This is a genomic window from Burkholderia sp. ABCPW 111, assembly GCF_000773065.1.
Classification (GTDB): domain Bacteria; phylum Pseudomonadota; class Gammaproteobacteria; order Burkholderiales; family Burkholderiaceae; genus Burkholderia; species Burkholderia savannae.
The window spans coordinates 17,376-39,619 of sequence record NZ_JPWT01000095.1 but is presented as its reverse complement, the minus strand read 5'-3'; the positions used below and the strand labels follow the sequence as shown (position 1 = coordinate 39,619).

The 22,244-nt window shown below is 69.3% G+C and carries 6 protein-coding genes and 1 pseudogene; 1 reads left to right on the top strand and 6 read right to left on the bottom strand.

What is annotated here, in order from left to right:
- The first annotated feature begins 318 nt into the window (after positions 1-318).
- Positions 319-1,905 (top strand): amidase, encoded by a 1,587-nt coding sequence (locus X946_RS22060; protein WP_038752040.1) that lies wholly within the window; start codon positions 319-321, stop codon positions 1,903-1,905.
- Between the two features lie 652 nt (positions 1,906-2,557).
- On the opposite strand, the pseudogene X946_RS22050 reads toward X946_RS22060, so the two are convergent.
- From X946_RS22050 to X946_RS22025, 6 genes and pseudogenes are all read right to left on the bottom strand, one after another.
- A pseudogene (locus X946_RS22050) lies at positions 2,558-2,898 on the bottom strand (transposase); the annotation flags it as partial.
- 225 nt (positions 2,899-3,123) lie between these two features.
- Complete coding sequence (locus X946_RS22045; RefSeq protein ID WP_038752035.1) at positions 3,124-6,336, bottom strand: non-ribosomal peptide synthetase; 3,213 nt, start codon at positions 6,334-6,336, stop codon at positions 3,124-3,126.
- Positions 6,337-6,443: 107 nt separating this feature from the next.
- Complete coding sequence (locus X946_RS22040; protein WP_038752032.1) at positions 6,444-6,644, bottom strand: MbtH family protein; 201 nt, start codon at positions 6,642-6,644, stop codon at positions 6,444-6,446.
- The gene (locus X946_RS22035) at positions 6,637-7,869 is read right to left on the bottom strand and encodes a tetracycline resistance MFS efflux pump (protein ID WP_038752029.1); all 1,233 of its coding nucleotides are present in this window, start codon (positions 7,867-7,869) and stop codon (positions 6,637-6,639) included. The genes X946_RS22040 and X946_RS22035 overlap by 8 nt, the downstream gene beginning before the upstream one ends.
- A gap of 50 nt (positions 7,870-7,919) precedes the next feature.
- Entirely contained in the window at positions 7,920-20,579 is a 12,660-nt protein-coding gene (locus X946_RS22030) for a hybrid non-ribosomal peptide synthetase/type I polyketide synthase (protein WP_235364051.1), read from the bottom strand.
- Positions 20,572-21,519, bottom strand: coding sequence for a 2OG-Fe dioxygenase family protein (locus X946_RS22025; RefSeq protein ID WP_231751963.1), 948 nt, complete (start codon positions 21,517-21,519; stop codon positions 20,572-20,574). The genes X946_RS22030 and X946_RS22025 overlap by 8 nt, the downstream gene beginning before the upstream one ends.
- Between the last annotated feature and the right edge of the window lie 725 nt (positions 21,520-22,244).

The window sequence follows — 22,244 nt, the reverse complement described above, 5'->3', positions numbered from 1 at the left end:
GACACGCGACGACACGCGACGACACGCGACGACACGCGACGACACGCGACGACACGCGACGACACGCGACGACACGCGACGACACGCGACGACACGCGATAAAGGGATCGCGATTCGTCGCGGAAGTTCACTATGAACGGCGCGAAGCGGCGAGATCGCTTCGCCCGGCGCGCGAACGTTGCGTGCGCATCGATTGCCTTTCGCCTACACTCCACCGGCGCGTGCGCCCGGCGACGCGCGACACCCGCGCCGTCAGCCCCGGCCCCGGCCCAGCCCCGGCCGCATCACGACAACAGGACGTACTCAGGACGTACTCGAATGAAACGACGCCATTTCCTTCACTCGCTCGGCGCGCTGAGTTCGGCGCATGTGGTGCTCGCGAGCGCGCCGGCATCGGCGACGACCGCTGGCGGCGAGCGCGGCGGCCAATCGGCGCTTGTGTCGCCGCGCGAAGAGCGCAGCGCGGCGCAGGCGGTGCGCGAGACGCTCGAGCGCGTCGCGCGCATCGATCGCGGCGGCCCGCGGCTGAACGCGATCATCGAACTGAATCCGGACGCCGAGGCGATCGCGCACGCGCTCGACGCCGAGCGGGCGGCGCGCGCCGTGCGCGGCCCGATGCACGGCGTGAGCGTCGCGCTGAAGGACAACATCGCGACGGGCGACCGGATGGCGACGACGGCCGGCTCGCTCGCGCTCGACGGCGTGCGCGCGGCGCGCGATGCGCATCTCGTCGCGCGGCTGCGGCGCGCGGGCGCGGTGATCGTCGCGAAGACCAACCTGAGCGAGTGGGCGAACTTCCGCTCGACGCGCTCGACGAGCGGGTGGAGCGGGCGCGGCGGGCTGTCGCGCAATCCGTACGCGCTCGACCGGACGGCGAGCGGATCGAGCTCGGGCTCGGCGGCGGCGGTCGCGGCGGGGCTCGTCGAGATGGCGGTCGGCACCGAGACCGACGGCTCGATCGTGTCGCCCGCCGCGATCAACGGCTGCGTCGGGCTGAAGCCGACCGTCGGGCGCGTGAGCCGCGACGGGATCGTGCCGCTGTCGCACACGCAGGATACGGCGGGGCCGATCGCGCGCACGGTCCGCGACGCGGCGCGGCTACTCGGCGCGCTCGCGGGCGGCGATGCGAACGATCCCGCGACGGCGGGCGCGCCGCCTCCCGCCGACTACGTCGCCGCGCTCGACGCGAACGCGCTGCGCGGCGCGCGGATCGGCATCGCGCGCGCGTTCTTCACCGGGCATGACGAGGTGGACGCGCAGATCGAGCGCGCGATCGCTCGGATGCAGCGGCTCGGCGCGGTGGTGATCGATCCCGTCGACCTGCCGAAGCCCGACTACGAGGACGACGAGAAGACCGTGCTGTTGCACGAGTTCAAGCACGGCTTGCCGCTGTGGCTGCACGCGTTCGCGCCGCATGCGCGCGTGCGCACGCTCGCCGACGTGATCGCGTTCAACGCGGCGCAGCGCGCGAAGGAGATGCCGTACTTCGGGCAGGAGCTGCTGTTGCGCGCGCAGGAAGCGGGCGGGCTCGACGCGGCGGCCTATCGCGACGCGCTCGCTCGCTGCGGCCGCCGCGCCCGCGACGAGGGGCTCGCGCGCGTGCTGCGCGACGCGCGGCTCGATGCGCTCGTCGCGCCGACCGAGGGCACCGCATGGCTGATCGACCTGATCAACGGCGACAGCGGCACCGACGGCTTCTCGACGCCTGCGGCCGTCGCGGGCTTTCCGCATCTGACCGTGCCCGCGGGGCTGGTGCGCGGCTTGCCGGTCGGCGTGTCGTTCGTCGGCGCGCCGTGGAGCGAGGCGCGGCTGCTCGCGCTCGGCTACGCGTTCGAGCAGGCGACGCAGTGGCGGCGCGAGCCGCGGTTCGTCGAGCGCTCGAACGTGCCGGCGGTCGATGCGTGATGCGCGACGGGCGGCTCGCCGCCCGCGACTGCCTGGCGTGCGCGACGCGCCGCCTCGGCGCGCGGGCGATGTCGGCCGGCCGCATGGCGACGGCCGGCCGCGACCCGCCTCGGTGCCGGTGATGCGCATGCCATGCGGACCGTTCGGCGGATGTGCGGCGGCGCGAGGCGTCGTCGAACGAATTTGCCGGCCACCGCCCGATCGAGGGACAAACGCGACGCGCATTTGCGCAACGCGGCCGATCGATCGGCGGGCGGCCGCCGAGACGGCGGAGCACGCGGGTTCTTGGCACGGCAAGAACCCGGCGTCGCGCCGCTTCACGCGCGCATGAAGAGAGCGCACGCCCGGCCGGCGCGAAGCCGCGCCCGGGCCACCGACGCTCGGACGAACCTGTTCACTGGTTGTTCGGGTTGCCCGGCTAGTCGGTTTCTTCGGAACGCGGCCGCTTGCCTGCCTGCGGCGAGCCCTGCTCGCCATGCGCGCGCGGAATGCGCGCGTGAGCGTCTCGCCAGCCTTCCCGGCTCGGCAGATGCAGAGGGCGGTAGCCGTGGCGTCTGCCTGCCTGCGCGATTTCGCCGACGCGCGCCGCAGGCTTGCTCGAGTCGGGTGCGATCGGCCGATAGCTGAAGACCGAACGCGAAAGTTTGAGCGCCGCGCACACCTGGCGTTGGCTCGCGTCGAAGCGATGCATCAGGTCGACGGCGAGTTCGCGCAGCCGGGAAGGCTTCAGGCTTTTTTTGACAGGACATCCTGCAACATCGCCTTGTCGAGCGAGAGGTTTGCGACGAGCCGCTTGAGCTTCGCGTTTTCTTTCTCCAGTTGCTTGACGTGATTCACCTTCGTCGGCGTCAGGCCGCCGAATTTGGCGCGCCAGTTGTAGAAAGTCGCTTCGCTGATCCCCATATCGCGGCACACGTCCGCTATCGGTGCGCCCTGCTGCGCGCGCCTCAGCGCATCGGCGATCTGCTCGTCGGTGTATTTGCTTTTCCTCACCACGTTTGCTCCTCGTCTGAACGGCGCGCCGCGTGCCCCGGGCAAGCCCGGCGCTACCTTGGATGACTGCCGATTCCGCGATCTGAAAGAACGTCACGCGCAGGACGAATCGCAGCGGACTCGATGCGCCGCGCGCACAACCGAGCGAGCAGGCTGCGGTCGACGTTCGTTGATCGGCGGTCACCGGCTTCGTTGAAAAATCGGACGGCCCGATGCCGTGCCGGCTCATGCGTTCTGCACGACGTGCGCCTCGGCGCGCGCGGGCGGTGATCGTTTCGCGTCGAGGATCGGCGCGATCCGTGCGACGCTCGGCGCGGCGAACAGATCGCGGATCGACAGCTTGACGCCGAATGTCGCCCGCACGCGATTGATGACGCGCATCGCGGCCAGCGAATCGCCGCCCATCTCGAAGAAATTGTCGTCCGGGCCGATGGTGTCGACGCCGAGAATGTCCGCGAGCAGCACGCAAAGCGCGCGTTCCTGCTCGCCGGCGGGCGTGCGCGTGCCGTGGCTCGAGAAAACAGGTGCGGGCAACGCGCGACGATCAAGCTTGCCGTTCGGCGTCAACGGCAGCGCATCGAGCGCGACGATCGCGGAGGGCACCATGTGCTCGGGCAGATGCCGCGAGAGATCCTCGCGCAGCGCCTGCGGCTGCGCGGAAAAGCCCGCCGCCGCGACGACGTAGGCGACGAGGCGCTTCTCGCCGGGCCGGTCCTCGCGAACGACGGCTTCCGCTTGCGCGATGCTTTCGTGCCGCATCAGCGCGTGGGCGATTTCTCCCAGCTCGACGCGAAACCCGCGGATCTTGATCTGATCATCCTGCCGGCCGATGAAGTCGAGCGTGCCGTCGGCGCGCCAGCGCGCGAGGTCGCCGGAGCGGTACATGCGCGCGCCCGGCGCGCCGAACGGGTCCGCGACGAAGCGCTGCGCCGTCAGGCCTGGTCGTCGGAGATAACCGAGCGCGAGTCCCGCGCCGGCGACGTAGATTTCGCCCGTGACACCGGGCGGCACGGGATTGAGCGCGCCGTCGAGGACGTAGAGGCGCAGGTCGGGAATCTTGCTGCCGATCAGGCTGTGAGCGGGCTCGGCGGCCATGCGCCGCGTCAGCTCGAGATAGCTGACGTGCACGGTCGTCTCCGTGATGCCGTACATGTTGATCAGTTGCGGCGCGTTTTCGGCGTGGCGCGCGTACCAGTCGTCGAGCTTGCGCATGTCGAGCGCCTCGCCGCCGAAGATCACGTAGCGCAGCCGCAACGACCGGCCGAGCGCCGGATCGTCGCGATCCGCCTGCATCAGCTGCTGGAACGCCGACGGCGTCTGATTCAGCACGGTCACGCGCTCGCGCGCGAGGAGGCTCAGAAATTCGACGGGCGAGCGGCTGACCGGAAACGGCACGATCACGAGCCGGCCGCCGCGTAGCAGCGCCCCCCAGCATTCCCATACCGAGAAATCGAATGCGCACGAATGGAACAGCGTCCAGACGTCGTCGGCGCCGAAGCCGAACCATCGATCGGTGCTCGTCAACAGACGGATCACGTTGGCGTGCGGCACGACGACGCCTTTCGGCTTGCCGGTCGACCCGGACGTATAGATGACGTACGCCGGGTCCGACGCAAGCAACGGCCGGAGCCGGTCGCCGTCGGCCGGATCGTGTGCGGCGGCGGGCGATGCGTCGTTTTCGGCGGGGCTGTCGACGTACAGCACGTCGCCGCCGCCGCCGACGCGCGCCGCAAGCGCCGCGGTGGTCAGCGTCGCAGCGGGCCTGGCGTCGGCGAGCATGAACGCGAGCCGCTCCGGCGGATAGTCAGGATCGAGCGGCAGATAGGCGGCGCCCGCCTTCAGGATCGCGAGCAGCGCCACGATGAGCTCGGCCGAGCGGGCCACGCACACGGCGGCGATCGCGCCGGGACCGACGCCGAGCGCGATCAGCCGGTGCGCGATGCGATTCGCGCGTGCGTTGAGCGTCGCGTAGGACAGGTGCTGCGTGCCGAAGGTGAGCGCGATCGCGTTCGGCGTGGCGGCCGCCTGCTGCTCGAACGCGGCCGGCACGGTACCCGTCGGCGCCGTGACGACCGCATTCCAGTCGTGCAGGATGCGGTGCCGCTCCGCGGCGCTCGTCAGCGCGATCGTCGCGACTGGCCGCGCGGGCTCGGCCACTGCCGCCTCGATGAGCCGCACGAAGCGTTCCCGGTGGCGGCCGAGCTCGTCGTCGCCGTACTGCGCGGCGTTCGCGTCGAACGCGATGCACAGCTCCTCGTCGCCGCCGTGGGCGTAGACGGTCCACGAAAAATCGTCGACCGGGCCGGCCGACAAGTGGCGAAAGCGCGCGCGATGGCCGGCGAAATGGGCGTCCAAGTCGAATGTCATCACGTTGACGACGTGCGCGAAGAGCCGGGTGCTCTCGCCCTTTTGCTGCGCGTCGCGGAACAGCTCGACGCTGCGGTAGCGCGCATGGCGCAGCGCCTGCCGAACCTCTCGCGCGGCCTGGCGCGCGACGGCCCGCAGGGACGTCGCCGCGTCGAACGCGAAACGGAGCGGCAGCACGTTCGCGCACATGCCCGGCGTTTTGCGCAGGTCGGGCCCGGTGCGCGCGGTGGCGGACATGCCGACCACGATTTCGTCCTGGCCGAGCGCGCGATGCAGATAGGCGGCCGCCAGCGCGATCATCAATTGCGGGACGCCCGTGCCTTCGGCCTGCGCGAGCGCGCGCAGCGCGCGGCTCGTGTCGGCCGACAGGCGCTCCCATTCGCGGCGAAACCGGCCGAGCGGCGAGAACTCGCCGGGATTCGCGTCGCTCGCGAGGCTCGCGGGCGACGGCCGGCCGGCGAGCCGCGCGCTCCAGTACTCGCGGTCGAGCGTGAACGACGGCGACGCGCGATATGCCGCGTCGATCCGAAGCAGGTCGGCGAGCGTGCCGAACGGCGTCGGCGCCGGCGTCTCGCCGGCGGCGAGCGCCGTGTAGATCTCGGCGCCGCGCCGGATCAGCAGCGAGATGCCGAACCCGTCGATCACGATGTGATGAAAGAACAGATACCAGTAGAACCGGTCGGGCGCGACGCGCAGCAGCGCGAAGCGAAACGGCGGATCGCGGGTGAGATCCGTCGGGCGAACGCGATCGGCGGCCATCCATGCCTCGGCGGCTTCGTGCGGATCGTCCGCGAAACCGAAATCGAGATGGACGACGTCCCGGTCGTCGCGTGCGCGCGCGATCTGCACCGGTATCGAGCCGCGCTCCGCGAACGCGACGCGAAGACACTCGGTTTCGGCGACGAGGCGGCGGACGGTCGCGTCGAAGCGTCCGGCGTCGATCGGACCGTCGATGTCGAGATAGGCGGCGGTGTTGTACGCGCTGGTTCCCGGCGCGAGCTGCTCCGCGAACCAGATTTCCTGCTGCGCAGGCAGCAGCGGGTGGGATGGGGGGGCGAACTCGTTCGTCATGTCGGCGTGTCCTCGTTGGGCGGCGCGTGATCGGGCGATCGCCGCCGCGACGGCGGCGCGCGGCGTCCGCGTTCCGCGGTGAAGCGTCGGCGTGCGCGTGCGCGACGTCAGGCGGCGTGCGGGCGGCGCGGGGTCAGGTCGGTCCAGTGCGCATCGAGGTAGTCGACGCAGGGCTGACGTGCGGCTTGTCCGAACACGACGCTCCAGCCGGCGGGCGGCGCGATCGACGCCGGCCAGAGCGAGTGTTGTCCTTCGGCGTTTGACAGCACGACGAACGTGCCGTCGGGATCGTCGAGCAGATTAGTCATGGCTATCCTCTCTAGCGTAGGGTGGGAGCGACGGTGCCGGAGCGCGCGCGTGCACGCCGGAGCCGCCGCGCAGGATGGCGGCGAGCGACAGCACGTACAGCGCCGCGGCAACCAGGAAGGGTGCACCGGGAAGGCGAAGCGGGGACGATGGCCCCGCAAAGAAGTGAAACAGGTTCGCGCCGGCGAGCGGCGCGCAGGATGCGGCCAATCCCATCAGGCAGACGAGCGCGCCCTGATATTCGCCTTGCCGGTCACTGCCGGCGCGCAGCGAGATCATCGTGCGCACGGCGGGATCGCTGACGAGCGCGAGAGCGTGCAGCGCGATCGCGACGATCACGACGGCAGGCGACGCGGCGATGCTGTAGCAGAGATAGGCCGGCACGAACAGCGCATAGCCGGCGGCCGCCGTCCCGCGCTCGCCGAGCCGCGACACGAGGCGCGGCAGCACGAAGCTTTGCGTGAGCGCGATGCCGAGACCCAGCATCGCGAGCGCCAGGCCGTTCTCTCTCGGTCCCCATCCGATCCGCTGCTCGTTCGAGATGACGAAGCAAGTGAGGAAGATGCCGTAGGCCATCATGCCGCAGCACACGGCGAACGACAGCCGGCGAAAGTCACTGTCCTGCCGCAGCAGCGCGAGGCTGCCGAACGGATTCGCGCGCCGCCGCGCAAATGGGCTGCGCCGCGTCGCGGGCAGGCTCTCGGGCAGCGCGAACAGCGCGCACGCGCCGTTGCAGAGCGCAAGCGCGCCGGCCGCGTAGAACGGCGCGCGCGGCCCGAGCGTGCCGAGCAGGCCGCCGAACGCGGGGCCGGCCACGAGACCGAGGGCGACCACGCCGCTCGCGAAGCCGAACCGCGCGGCGCGCAGGTGGGGCGGTGTGACGTCGGCGAGATAGGCGGTCGCGACGCCCGTGCTGGCCGCGGTGGCGCCGACGAGCAAATGGCCGGCGAGTAACCACGCGAAGTCGCGCGCGGCGGCGAGCAGCAGGAATGCCGTCGCGTTGCCGAACAGGGCTGCCAGCAGCACCAGCCGCCTTCCCTTTGCGTCGCTCAGCGTGCCGAGCAGCGGCCCGAACACGAACTGCATGAGCGCGGCGCACGTCATCAGCACGCCGATCAGCAGTGGCACGTTCGCGGCGCCGTACCCGATCGCCCGCAGCAGCTGCGGCAGCACAGGCACCGCGACGCCCATGCCGATCGCATCCACCGCGAGCGTCAGCAGCACCACGGCGACCTGCCTAGGCGGGCGGGGGGCACGCCTTTGCGTCGGAGGCGCGCTCATGCGACGGCGGGATTCGCGGCAGAGGCCGCGTCGGCCGAAGCGAGCGCCGCGCGCACGCAGGCGGACACGTGCTCGACGTAGTCGGGCATCAGGCACGAGTAGTGATTGCCCGGCACTTCGCGGCACTCGACCGGCAGGCTCGTGAACCGTTCCCAACCCCACGCGGCGGTGTCGCGGATCTCCGGCAGATTGAAGCCTTCCGGCGTCGGGCCCGCCGCCTTCACCAGCAGCATCGGAATCGGCCGCTGCACGCGCGGCGGATCGTACTTCGGCGACAGGTCGGCGGCCGCTCGATAGACGTTGAACAGCCCGCGGATCGAATTGCTGTCCGCTTGCGAGTGCACGACGCCGGATGCCGCGAGCCGTTCGCCGATGAACTCGAGCAGCGCGGCGCGCGAAAGCGGCGCGAGCGCGGCGTCGATGCCGTCGACGAGCTCGGGCTTGTCCGCGTAATACGCGAAGATGCCGAGGATGAGGCGAGCCATCTCTGCATCGTCTTGATACACCATGGGCGCATAGGGCGGCGCGGCGGAATCGAACAGCACGACGAGCCCGATGCGTTCGCCGGCGTCGATCAGCTGCCGGGCGATTTCATAGGCGATCTTGCCGCCGAGCGAATGACCGCCGAAGTGATACGGGCCTTGCGGCTGCACCGACCGCATGCAGGCGATGTAATGCGCGGCGATCTGTTCGATCGACGTGTGAGGCTCGGCCATGCCGTCGAGCCCGAGATATTGAAGCCCGACGACGGGCCGGTCCGCGCGCAGCGTCTTCGCGAGCGGCAGCAGTTGCGTGATGTTGCCGCCCATGCCGGGAATGCAGAAGAACGGCGCCCGGCGGCCCGCGTCGACCATCGGCACGATGCAATAGCGGATCGCCGCGTCGTTCGATTGCGGCGAGTCGCTTGTCGCGTTGCCCGTCGCGTCGATCGAGCGCAGGATTCGCGAGATCGTCGGCGCGTCGAGAAACTCGCCGAGCGTCAGGCAGCGGCCATACAGATCGCGCACTTGCGAAATCAGCTGCGTCGCCAGCAGCGAATGGCCGCCGAGATCGAAGAAATCGTCGTCGATGCCGACGTCGTCGACGCCGAGCAGGTCGCGCCAAAGGCCGACGAGCGTGCGCTCCACGTCACTCGAAGGCGGCGCGGCGGCCGTTTTGCGCTGCGCGTTCGATGGCTGGCGATCGAAGCCGAACTTGCTGACTGCGAGTTGCGCGATGCCCGAGCCGGGCATGCGGATCGCGAGGTCGAAGATCGCGCGGCCCTCGCGATTGGTGAGGCCGCGCACCGAGTCGGCACCGCGATGCGCGGTGCGCTCGGTGTAGTCGACGGCCATGCCGGTTTCCGTCCACGCATCCCAGTTCAGCGAAACGACCGGGATGCGCGCTCGGCTCCAGTGGCGCGCGATCGCGTCGAGGTAGCCGTTCGCGGCCGCGTAATCGGCCTGACCGAGGCCGCCGACGAGTGACGCGAGCGACGAGCAGAGCACGACGAAGTCGAGGCGATCGGCTGCGACGAGATCGATGAGGTTGTGCGTGCCGGCGACTTTCGCGGCGAGCACGCGCCGCCACGCGTCGGGCGCGCCCGTCTCGATGAGGCCGCTCGCCTCGACGCCTGCCGAGTGGACGATGCCGTTCACCTGACCGAAGCGCGCATGCAGTTCGGCGATCGCCGTACGCATCTGCCGCGCGTCGGCGACGTCGGCGCGCAGCACGAGCACGTCGGCGCCCGCGGCTTCCAGCGCGCGTAGCCTGGCCGCTTGCTTGTCGGTCAACCCTTCGCGCTGGCGGCCGATCAGCGCGAGTTTCGCGCCCGGCGCCGTTTCCGCGATGTGCCGGGCAAGCTCGCCGCCGATGCCGCCCAGCCCCCCCGTGATCAGATAGACGCCGCCGTCGCGCAGCGGCGCGCCTTGCGCCGTATCGGGCGCCGGCGCATCGACGAACCGGAGCGTTTCGCGTGAGCCGGCCGCGAGGCAGACGGTCGCCGCTTTGTCGAAGTAGCCGATGCCGCTCTCGGAAATCTCCGGCACGATCGACAGTTCCGTGTGCAGCGCCTGTTGCGTCGACGGCTCGTCGTCGTCGACGTCGAGATGCCGGCAGACGATGTCGGGAAACTCCCACTGCACCGCCTTGAGCGACGCCGCCGTCGCTGCCGTCGCGCAGGCGGCGGGCGCGTCGGCGCGGCGCCATCGTCGCGTGACGAGCGTCACGCGCGGCGCGACCGCTCGTCGCGCGAGCGTCTGAATCAGCGTGACGAGATGCGTGAAGCCGTCGAGCGTTGCGTCGAGCGCCGGGCGCGATTCGTCAGCGCGCCACGCGTAGACGATCTGCGACGGCAGCCGTCCGGCGCGGGCGAGCGCGTCGAGCAACCGGGCGTAGTCGTCGCCGGAGCCGGCACGCAACGCGAAACGCGCGTCGTCGAGCTGCCGGAACGCGTCGCCCTTGACGACCAGCACGCTGCGCGGCGGCGCGTGCGCGGCAAGCGGTTCGTCCGGCGCATCGGCGAACGTCAGCCAGGCGCCCGTATCGCGTTGGTGCGCGGGCAGCGGCGCCCGCGCCCAGGCGGGCGTGCGGCACCAGTCGGCCGGCGTCGCGCCGCCGGCCCGGTTGGTTTCCCGCAGGCCGAATCCGCGGACTTCGACGAGCGTCGTCGCGCGCCGCGCTTGCGCGTTCCACGAGAACAGCGTGACGTCGAATGTCCGCGGCGCGCGTTCGATCGCGAGGCTGTAGCACTCGGCCGTCAGCGGCGCATGAACCGTCAGCGTCTCGTACCGGAACGGCAGCGATGCGTCGGCGGGGCGCAGGCACGCATGCAGGAACGCAACGCCGAGATCGAGCAGCGCCGGATGCAGCGCGAACGCGGGCAGGTCGCGCTCGAACGTGTGGGGCAGGCGCAGGCGGGCGAGGCCTTGGCGCTCGCCGAGCCACACCGCGTCGATGCAGTGCCAGCGCGGGCCGTACTCCGCGAACGCGCGCCGGAACTGCGCGGGCGCATCGGCGAGCGGCTGCAGCGACAGGCGGGCGCACAGCGCGTCGATCGAGCCGTCGGAAAGCGTTGGCGCGTCGGCGAGGCGCGTCGCCGAGACGTTGCCGCTCGCGTGCGGCGTCCAGGCGCCGGATGCGTCGTCGGGGCGGCTCTCGAGCACGAAATCCAGCGCGCCGTCGCGCTGCTTGAACACGGCGCGCAGGCTGCGCTGCACGCCGGCGTCGAACACGAGCGGTGACGGGAAATAAACGTCGCGCAGCACGGGCTGCGACGCGCCGTGCGAGATGACGAACGCGCGCCGCACGAGCTCGAGGCAGCCGGTGCCCGGCAGCACGCCGTGGCCGCCGAAGATGCGATGTTCGTCGACGAACCAGTGGCGCTCGCTCAACGTGAAGCAGACGTCGATGCGCTGCGCGTCGATTTCCTTGCGCTCGAAGCGCAGCGTGCCGTCGTCCGGCGAGGACGGCGGTGTGGGAGCCGGTGCGGCGTCGGCTGCCGGGCGACTCAGCCAGTGGCGTTTGCGGGTGAACGGATAAGTGGGCAGTGCGACGCGGCGCGCGGCGGCGCCGTCGCGCAGGCGTTCCCATTCGACGTGCGCGCCGTGCGCCCACAGCGAGCCGACGCCCGTCAGCAACGCCACGTCGTCCGTGCGCGGCTCGCGCGCATGTCGCATCGTCGTCGCGACGCGCGAACGCTCGAGGCCGTCGACGCCGGCCGCAAGCGATGCGAGCGCGCGGCCGGGACCCACTTCGAGCAGCAGCGGGCGATCGAATGCGGCGAGCACGGTCGACAACCCTTCGGAGAACCGAACCGTGCGGCGCACGTGGTCACCCCAGTAGCCGGGGTCCCGTCGGTCGCTTTCGTCGAACCACCGGCCGCTGCGATTCGAGATCATCGGCACGGTGCCGTCGGCGGTCCGCAGCGATGCGCCGACGCGGTTGATCTCGCCCACCGCGTTTTCCATCAGCGAGCTATGGAACGCATGCGAGGTTGCGAGGCGCTGGCACGGCAGGCCGGCGAGCACGCACGCGTCTTCGAGCTTTGCGATGTCGCCGGGCGCGCCGGACAGCACGAACTGGTCGTCGCCGTTGACGGCGGCGAGCTCGCAGCCGGTCGCGTACAGCGCGTCGAGATGCTCCGGCGACGCGGTGACGGCGAGCATCGCGCCGGCCGGCTGCCGTTGCATCGCCGATGCGCGGGCGGCGACGAGCGCGAGCGCATCGTCGAGCGCGAGCCGGCGCGACACGCACGCGGCGACCAGTTCGCCCAGGCTGTGGCCGATCAGCGCGTCGGGGGCGATGCCCCAATCCTCGAGCAGGCGCGCGAGCGCGTATTCGACCGTGAACAGCGCGGGCTGCGCGTAGCGCGTCTCGCGCAGCCGGTCCGCGCCGGCCGTGCCGCCGCCGTCGCTGTCGCCGTGGATCAGCGCGCGGATGTCGACGTGAAGATGCGGCATGAGGATGTCCGCGCAGTGGTCGACGACATCGCGGAATACGCGATACCGGCGATACAGCGCCTGTCCCATGCCCGCATGCTGGCTGCCCTGGCCGGGAAACATGAAGACGACGGGCGCCGACTTGCGCGCGCCGACGATCGGCAGGTCCGCGGCGCGCGCAAGCTGCGCGGCGACCGCGCCCATGTCGTCGCCGACGACGAAGGCGCGATGCGCGAACGCGGTGCGTCCGGCCTGAAGCGTGTGGGCGACGTTGCCGAGCGTCGCGCCTTCGACGCCGTTCGACAGGCGCGCCGACAAGCGTCGCGCGGCCTCGCCGACCGCCTCGGGCGATTTTGCCGACACCGGGAGCAACTGTGCGCCGTCGTCCGCGTCCTGCCGTTCGATCGGCGCGATCGGCGCTTCTTCGACGATCACGTGCGCGTTGGTGCCGCCGACGCCGAACGAGCTCACGCCCGCGCGCCGAGGCCTCGGGCCGCGCGCCCACGCACGCGCGGCGCGGACGACCTCGAACGGCGTTTCGTCGAAGCGGATTTCCGGGTTCGGCTCGTTGCAATGAATGCTCGGCGGAATCGTCTCGTGGCGCAGCGCGAGGATCGTCTTGATGAGGCCCGCGATGCCGGCTGCGGCGTCGAGATGCCCGATATTGCCCTTCACCGAGCCGATCCCGCACTTGCGGGCGGACGGCGCGGCGGCGTTCGCTTCCTCGCTCGAAGCCGCCGCGAACGCTTGCGTCAGCGCCCGCACTTCGACCGGATCGCCGAGCGGCGTGCCGGTGCCGTGCGCTTCGACGTAGTCGATCGTGTCGGCGGCGACGCCCGCGGCGCGCAGCGCGTCGCCGATCACGGCCGCCTGGCCGCTAACGCTCGGCGCCGTGTAGCTGACCTTGCTGCCGCCGTCGTTGTTGATCGCCGAGCCCTTGATGACCGCATGGATCGTGTCGCCGTCGCGAATCGCGGCGGATAGCTTCTTGAGCAGCACGAGGCCCGCGCCGCTGCCGCCCGCCGTGCCGTTGGCGGCGGCGTCGAACGGCCTGCAGCGGCCGTCCGGCGACATGATGCCGCCTTCCGAATAGACGTAGCCGGCCTGCTCCGGATCGAGTCCGACCGCCCCCGCGATCGCGAGTGCGCACTCGCCGGCGCGCACGCTCGCGCAAGCCATGTGAACGGCCGTCAGCGACGACGAGCAGGCCGTCGCGACGCTGACGGCGGGGCCGCGCAAATCGAGCTTGTACGCGGTGCGGGTCGCGACGAAATCCTTGTCGTTGCCGAGCATCCACTGACCCGCGTCGAGGCGGTGCGTGCGGATGTTCGGAATCACGTTCTCGACGAGGTAATAACTGAACGCGACGCTGCCGAACACGCCGACGGGCCGCTGCGCGTCGCGGTCGCCGTAGCCCGCCTCCTCGAGCAGTTCCCATGCGAGCTCGAGAAAGATTCGTTGCTGCGGGTCCATCACCTGAGCCTCGCGCGGGGAGTAGCCGAAGAACTCGGCGTCGAAATCCGCGACGCCGTCGAGCACTTTCGCGCGCCGCACGAAGTTCGGATGCGCGATGACCTCGGGGGGCACGCCGCGGGCGCGCAACTCGTCGTCAGACAGATCAGCGCCGGCGTCGTAGCCCGACAGCAGGCGCGTCCAGAACGTTTGCAGATCCGGCGCCTGCGGGAAGCGCCCGACAAGGCCGATGACGGCGATCGCGTGCTCGTCGACGGCGGCCGCCGCCGTTTCCGCCGGCGGCGGCGCTTCGCTCGCGGCCGGTTCGTGCCGGCGTCGCAACACGTCGATTTGCGCGGACAGTGCGTGAATGGTCGGATATTCGAACACGTCGGTAAGCGTGACCCAACTGCCGAATTCTTCGCCGAGGCGCTGATGCAGCGCGACCGCGCGCAGCGAATGGCCTCCCGCCTCGAAAAAATTCTCGTCGTCGCCGATGTCGGCGCGTCCGAGCAGTTCGCGCCAGATGGCCGAAACCTTGGCGATCGTGGCCGCGGGCGTTGCGCGCGGCGAGGCCGGCTTGTCGGGCGGCGTGCGCGCGATCGCGCGCGCCGCGCCGTCCGCCGTCGGCTTGATCGCCTTCAGCGCCTGCAGGTCGACCTTGCCGGTGCGTCCGGTCGGCAGGCGGTCGAGGAACACGAATGCGGTTGGAATCATCACGTCGGGTATCTTGCCGCGCAGCGCGTCGGCGATCGCATCGCGGTCGCTCGTGCCGACGACGTAGCCGACAAGCTCCGACTGGCCGCGCGCATCGGGATGGACGAGCGCTTCGGCCGCGCGCACGCCCGGCGCTTCCATCAACGCGGCGCGGACTGCGTCGAGCTCGATCCGGAAGCCGCGGATCTTCACCTGGCGGTCCGCGCGGCCGATGAACTGGACGCTGCCGTCGTCGAGCTGTCTGACGACATCGCCGGTGCGATACATCCGCGCGCCCGGGCGTGCGGCAAACGGATCGGCGACGAACGCCGACGCCGTGCGGGCGGGCTTGCCCAGATAGCCGTGCGACACGCAGACGCCGCCGACGAACAATTCGCCCGCGGCGCCGTCCCGCGTTTGCTCGAGCGCGTCGTCCAGCACGTAAAAGCGCGCGCCGCCGAGCGGGCGCAGCACGAGGCGTTCGCCTTCGGCCCAGTATTCGGCCATCGAGACGGCGATCGCGCATTCCGTCGGGCCATAGCCGTTGAAGAGGCGTCGCCCGGCCGCCCAGCGCTGCGCGACTTCGCGCGGACACGCTTCGCCTCCGACGACGATCGCCTCCAGCGCGGGCAGCGGCGCGTGCGGCACGAGCGCGAGCGTGGACGGCACGATAACCAGATGCGTGATGCGCCGTTGCGCGAGCCATTCGACGAGATCGCTGCCGGGCAGCAGCCTCTGGCGGTCGCCGAAGACGATCGCCGCCCCCGACGCGAGCGGGGGGAATATCTCGGCGAGCACCGCATCGAAGATCGGCGAAAGGTACTGCGCGATGCGCGAGCCGTGCGTGATGCCCAATGCGTCGCGCATCGCGAGCACGTTGTGGCACACGCTTCGATGCGGGACCGCGACGCCCTTCGGCATGCCCGTCGAACCGGACGTGTAAATGACGTAAGCGGTGTCGCCGGGCGCGATTGCGGCGTCGGGCGCGGGCGCGCCGGCGGATGCGTCGGCGTCGACGAGATCGGCATCGACGAGCGGCAGATTCAGGTGCGACACCTTGGCGGTGAGCGCGTTGCGGCTCACGATCGCGCGCAGCGCCGCGTCGTGCGCGATGTATTGGTTCCACTGCGGCTTTTGATCCGGATCGAACGGCACGAATGCGGCGCCGATGCGCGCGATCGCGAGCATCGCCGCGATGGCGTACGGATGGCGGCCCACGCAGATGCCGACGCGGTCGCCGCCGCGAACGCCGACGTTGCGCAGCGCCGTGGCGATCGCCGCTGACAGCGCATCGAGTTCGCGATACGTCAGTGAGAGATCGTCCGCTTCGACGGCGACGCGCTCGCCGCCGTCGGCGACGCGCGCGGCGAACAGCGCGTAGAGGTCGGCATGCCCGGCGTCGCTTTCGCCGTCCGCGTCGGCGATCGCGGCCGCCGCATGGCCGTTCGGCGCCGCATCGGTGCGCCAGTCGACGTCGGCCGCCGCGCGTGCCGCGAGCGCGAGCATGCGATCGCGCATCCGCGTGAGCGATGCGCCGCCGAACGAGCCGGGCCGCGACATCAGGTGCCCGAACACGGCGTCGCCTTGCCGCGTGACGGCGAACTCCAGGTCGAGCTTCGCGACGTAAGTCTCGAGCGGATGAGGCGTCGCGCGCACGCCATCGAGATCGAGCGAGCCGACTTCGTCGAGGTCGTACGAGAATCCCGCCTGGAAAATCGGGCTGCGCGTCGGATGACGCGCCGGATTGAGCGCCTGGACCAATTGCTCGAACGCAACGTCCCGGTGCTCGAACACGTCGAGGCAGGTTTGCTTGACCTGCTCCAGCAGGCTCCGGAACGTGCCGGCTTCGCCGAAGCGCACGCGCAGCGGCAGCGTGTTCGTGAAGAAACCGATGACGGAGTCGAACGCCTCGGTCGGGCGCAATGAAATCGGGATGCCGATCGCGAGGTCGTCGTCGCCCGTTTCGTCACGCAGCGCCTGCGCGAACAGGCTCAGATAGAACATCAGCGGCGTGCAGTTGAGTTGCCGCGATGTTTGCTCGATTCGCGCCGCGAGCGGCGCGGGAATCTCGAAGCTCGACGATCCGGGTTGCGCACGCGCGGCGTCGTCGGCGGGAATGCGCAGCGTCGGCGGCAGTTCACGCAGGCATTCACGCCAGTGCGACAGCGTCCGTTCGAGCGCGGGCGCGTTCGCGAGTGCGCGCTGTCGCGCGACGAAATCCGCGTACGTCGCGTCGGGCGGCGGCGGATCGAAGGCTTCGCCGCGCGCGCGGGCGTTGTAGGCAGCCTGCAGGTCGCGCCAGAAGATGCTGAGCGACGGGCCGTCGAACACGATGTGGTGGACGGTCACGCATAGCAGGTGACAGCGTTCGCCGCGAGCGAACAGAACGGCGCGCACGAGCGGGCCCGTCGTCAGGTCGAACGGCGCGGTTTCTTCGTCGTGTAGCAGGCGGGACAGTGTCTCGTCGTCGGCGACGTCGACGATGCGCAACGGCGCGTGCGCCGCGTCGGCGACGATCTGCGCCGGTTCGAGCGACGCGTTGCCCGATTCGTCGTCGAGCGGCACGAGCTTCGCGGAAAACGTCGTGCGAAGCGCGGGATGGCGGCGTGCGATATCGTCGAGCGCACGCGCGAGCGCGTCGCGATCCGGCGCGCCGTCGAGGCGCCAGACCATCGGGATGTTGTACGTGAAATCCCGAGGCCGCCGCTTCGCCGCGAGCCACAGGCTGTTCTGCGCGAGCGAGAGTCGGCGGGGATCGCCGGATCGCTGCGCGGCCGATCCGGGGGCCGGCGCGTCCGCGGCGCTCGCGAGCGGCGCTTCCGGCGCGTGGCTCGCCCGCGGGCACGCGCGTCGCGCGTCGTCGACGTGCTCGGCCATTTCGGCGACGGTCGGGTGCTTGAACAACGTCGCGACCCGCAGACGCACATCGAATGCGTCGTTGACGCGCGAGATCAGGCGCGCGGCGATCAGCGAGTGGCCGCCGCAGAAGAAGAAGTTTTCGTCGACGCCCGTGACGGGCGCGGGCAGCACGGCGCGCCAGAGCTCGAGCACGCGGCGCTCGGTCTCGGTGCGCGGCTCCGCCCGGCTGCCGCCGAGCGGCGACAGCTCGAGCGCCTGCAAACGCTTTCGATCGATCTTGCCGCTTGCCGTCAGCGGCAGCTCCGGCAGTTGTTCGATCACTGTCGGCAACATGTGCGCGGGCAGGCGTTCGCGCAGGAAGTGATAGAGCGCGGCAGTCGGCGCGTCGCTGACGACGTATGCGACGAGCACGGCGTCGTCGAACTGCTCGTTTTTCGTGGTGAGCGCGCATTGGCGCACGTCCGGATGCGCGGCGAGCGTGCTTTCGATTTCGCCCAGTTCGACGCGGAACCCGCGAATCTTGACCTGATGATCGCGCCGTCCGAGGAATTCGATCGTGCCGTCCGCCAGCATGCGGCACATGTCGCCCGTGCGGTAAAAGCGCGTCTGGCCGGGGGCCTGCGCGAGGCGGCCGCGCGCATCGAACGCGCCGGAGATGAACTTCTCGCGCGTGAGCTCGGGGTTGTTCAGATAGCGTTGCGACACGGCGGGGCCCGCGATCAGCAGTTCGCCCGGCACGCCGATCGGCGTGAGCTGCAGCCTGGCGTCGGCGACGTAGAGCTCGCAACTCGACAGCGGCCGGCCGATCGGAACGACGCTGCCGGGCGCGAGATCGTGCTCGGCCGGATCGAACACGGAGCTGTCGATCGTCGCTTCGGTTACGCCGTACGAGCCGAGCACGCGCGCGTGCGGCGCGCACAGCGCTTGCGCCGCCTGCAGTTCGTGGCCGAACCAGACGTCGGCGCCGCACACGAGGGTCGCGAGGCCGTCGAGTCGCGCATCGTGATCGTGACAGTAGCGGATCAGCTCACGCAGCATGACGGGCGGAAAATCACCGAACGTGACGCGCTCGTGCTCGATCAGCGCATGCACCCTGGATGCGTCGAGCATCCAGTCGCGCGGGCACATCACGAGTTTGCCGCCCGAGCCGAGCGTCCGGCTGAGGTCGCCGATACCGAGGTCGAACGTCGGCCCCGCGAGCTGCAGCGCGATCGGATGGCCGGGCTGATCGAAGCGATAGGCCTGACGCCACGCGTGATACGACAGATTCAGGTTGCCGTGCGACACCTCGACGCCCTTCGGCTTGCCGGTGGAGCCCGACGTATAGATCACATAGGCGGGATCATCCTCCTGCAATGCCGGGATTTCGAATGGCGGCGCGCTCGATGTGTCGCGGGCCGGGTCGCCGGCTGCTTCGTCGAGCACGAGCGCGAGCGCGCGAAGGTCGCCGTCGAGCCGCGCGAGATCGTGCGCCGTCGTGACGATCGCGAACGGCTTCGCGTCGTCGATCTTGTCGCGAAAGCGCGGATCGTCCGGTCCGATCGGCAGATAGACGCCACCGGCTTTCAGGATCGCGACGAATGCGATCGGGACCTCGTGCGAGTATGAGACGAACGACGCGACGCGGCTGCCCGCCGTCACGCCTCGCGCGCGCAGCTGCGCCGCGACGCGATCCGACAGCCGATCGAGTTGCGCGTACGTGAGCCGCGTCTCGCGATGAACGACGGCCTCCGCATCTGGCGTGCGTCGCGCCGCAGCGCGAATGCGCTGCGGAATCGGCGAGAATCCGTCCGACACGAGCGGTTCGCCGGGTTTGGCGAGCCGCAAAATGTCGGCAAGCTCGGCATCGCTCAGCAGCGAGCCTTTCGTCACGGGCTCGTTCGGCGCGTCGAGCACGGATTGCAGCAATTGATCGAGATGGCCGGCGAGGCGCGCGATCGTCGCTTCGTCGTAGAGGTCCGTGTCGTATTCGAGGTAGCCGATCAACGCGTCGTCGATTTCCTCGAGCGACAACGTCAAATCGTATTTCGCCGTGCCGTTGTGGATCAGCGCCCCCTCGACTTGCGCGCCGGCGAGCGACAGCGCGTGCGACGAGCCCTTCAGGTAATCGAACATGACCTGAAAGACAGGGGCGTGGCTCAGCGAGCGCGGCGGCTGCACGGCGTCGACGATTTCGTCGAACGACAGGCCGATGTGCTCGAATGCATCGAGCACCGTGGTCGTCGCTTGCGCGAGCAGCTCGAGAAAGCTCGGTGCGCCGCTGAAGTCGAAGCGCAGCGGCGCCAAGTTGATGAAAAAGCCGATTTGCCGCTGCTCATCCTCGGTCGCGCGGTTCGCGAACGGGCTGCCGATGACGATATCGCTCTCGTTCGAATACCGATGGAGCAGCGCGGCGAACGCCGCGACGCCGATCGTGTACGGCGTCACGCCGGCCGTGCGACAGAGGCGCGCGATGCCGGCGGCGATCGACGGCGAGAACGCGTGCTCGACGACGGCCCCCGCGCCGCGCTGCTGCGGCGGGCGGGCCCGGTCGGTCGGCAGCTTGTGCAGGTTCGGAATGCCTTCGAGACGACGCTGCCAGTATTGGCGCGATTCGTCTTTGAGCGCCGCGTCGGCGAGCTGATCCATGGCGTCGTCGACCGTCGCGTACCGCACGGCGGCGAGCGCCGGCTCGCGGCCGTCGCGCAGCGCGCGATAGGCGTCGCCGAGTTCGCGATAAAAGAGATCCAGCGACCATGCGTCGATCGCCATGTGATGAATATTGACGAGCAGCACGTGGCGATCGCCGCCGATGCGCAGCAGCGTCGCGCGCAGCGGCGCTTCGTTCTCGAGATCGAACAGATGCGCGGCCAGCTCGCGCTCGTGCTGTTGCACGGCGGCCGATTGTGCGTCGGCCGCGAGCTCGCTCAGGTCCGCGACCTGCAGCAGCGAGCCGGCGGGGCGTACGTCGATGACGAGCTCGCCGTCCACGGTGCGCAAACGCGACGCGAGAATCGGATGCCGGTTCGCGACGAAGACGAATGCGCTGCCGAGCGCGCTTTCGTCGAGGTGACCGCGGATTCGAAATGCCGCTGCGATGTTGTAAGTGGCCGAGCGAACGTCGCCGCTCGTGATGAACCACAGACGACGCTGCGCCGCCGTTGGGGCGAGCGTGAGCACCCCGTGTCCGGCAGCGGCGGTGTCGCGCTCGACTTCTTCGAGCGATTTCAATCGAGTAGAGCGATTAGTCACGGACGGGCTCCGGATTGGATGTTGGCACGATTGGGCGAGCGGCGTCCGACGGTGAGCGGACGACTGCATCGAGCGGCGTGAAATCGATGAGGATGACGGTGCGCATGCCGCACGGCGCGCCGGGCGCGCACGAGATCGACGTCACGTGATGGCTGACGGCTGCGTCGTCGATGATGTAGCTCTCGAGCGGCACGTGAAGCGAGAATGCGCGAACCTGTTCGTCGGGGACGTCGTCCACCTGGCGGCCCGCATACTGCGGCGGCGCGATGTAATTGACGCCGCCGACCGCGCTGGTGCGGTCGATCAGATGGACGGCCGTGAACGGCTGGCCGTCCTGGTGCAGGCAGTCCGGCGTGATTCTCGACATGACGCCCGGCAACGCGCGCATCCGGAGCACGTGCAGACCGCACAGGAGCGGCTCGTCGAGTTCGCTCAGCGGCGTGAGCGCGAGATCGAAGCGGATGAGCTTGCGGATCAGCGGCAGTGCGAGAATGCTGTCGCTCGTTCGCAGGAAACGGCGGTGCACGCCGCCGTATTCGGGCTGAAAACCGATTTCCTGGCGATATTCGATTTCGATCGCGCCGTCGAGTCCGACGAAGCCCGGCTTCCATGCGACGTGGCCGTCGTTCGGCGCGAGAACGCCTTCCGCATAGCTGCGGTGCCGGCCGGCCCCCCCGTGGCGATCGACAGGCAACTGATCGGCGTAACGGCTGAGCTGTGCGAGGCAGTGTGATTTTGCTTCGACGTGGTCGAGATCGGCGGCGTCGAATCTGGCCCAACCTTGCTGTTGCAACTTTCCTCGAATGCCTCCGTGTGTGGAGCCGGATGTTTCCGCTAGGGTTTGCGTCTCGATTAGCATTGCTAAATATCCGTCGAAGTCAAGATCAAATGAGCAGACATTGATAATCCGCTTGCCGCAGGCTGCTTTCCCGCACAACATTTGACAGCTTGGAATTTATTGTTATTTTCGAAGGAATGTCGGAGGCACTTTTGCCGGAATTTATCGTTATATCGGTTATTCGACTGAATCCTGCAAACAGGATGAATTCAATCGATGAGAGACGATGGCCCGGCGAGTCGAGTGAATTTAACCATAGGATTCTCGTAACTGTCTAATGAATTTTTAAGGATCTTGTAATTGATCTGTGACAATAACGTGTTGAAAGCGGAATTAGAGCCGATGTTAATTAGAAACTAAAATTTTGATCGTATTTGAAGTGGTTGATTTAAAAGGGTAATGTGGGATTCGTGGAAGCTGAATGGTGATCCTTGTCCGAGATATGTGAGACGGCTGTCTTTTGCGACCTGTCGGCGGCTAATGCAGCTTCCGCGCGTGGATTTATGATTGATGTGTCGGGTGGGCATTAATCGACTTCGGTCGCCGCGAATCGAGTTCGAAGTGGATCGGGGATGCTCGCATTGCGCGGCTGGGGCCGCGTAATCAAGATCGGCGCGGGCCGTTGGGGCAATAAGGCCTTCGCCGTCATGCGGCCGAGTAAGGCGCGCGCGAACCCGATTTCGACTTGAATGACCGCGTCGCGGCCGTCAACTGGCCTATTCGAAATCTGCAATGCGCGTCGGTTGCGTCGTGAATTCGGCTGGTGCGTTCATGCGCGCGCACGCTCCGGTGCCCGATATATGGTGTCGGTGTCGCGCGCGGCGAAT

What these genes read in the sequence shown, in the direction of transcription:
- X946_RS22060 (WP_038752040.1), top strand. Translation starts at nt 319, where the DNA reads ATGAAACGACGCCATTTCCTTCACTCGCTCGGCGCGCTGAGTTCGGCG.
- X946_RS22045 (WP_038752035.1), bottom strand. Translation starts at nt 6,336, where the DNA reads ATGACGAACGAGTTCGCCCCCCCATCCCACCCGCTGCTGCCTGCGCAG.
- X946_RS22040 (WP_038752032.1), bottom strand. Translation starts at nt 6,644, where the DNA reads ATGACTAATCTGCTCGACGATCCCGACGGCACGTTCGTCGTGCTGTCA.
- X946_RS22025 (WP_231751963.1), bottom strand. Translation starts at nt 21,519, where the DNA reads ATGTTGTGCGGGAAAGCAGCCTGCGGCAAGCGGATTATCAATGTCTGC.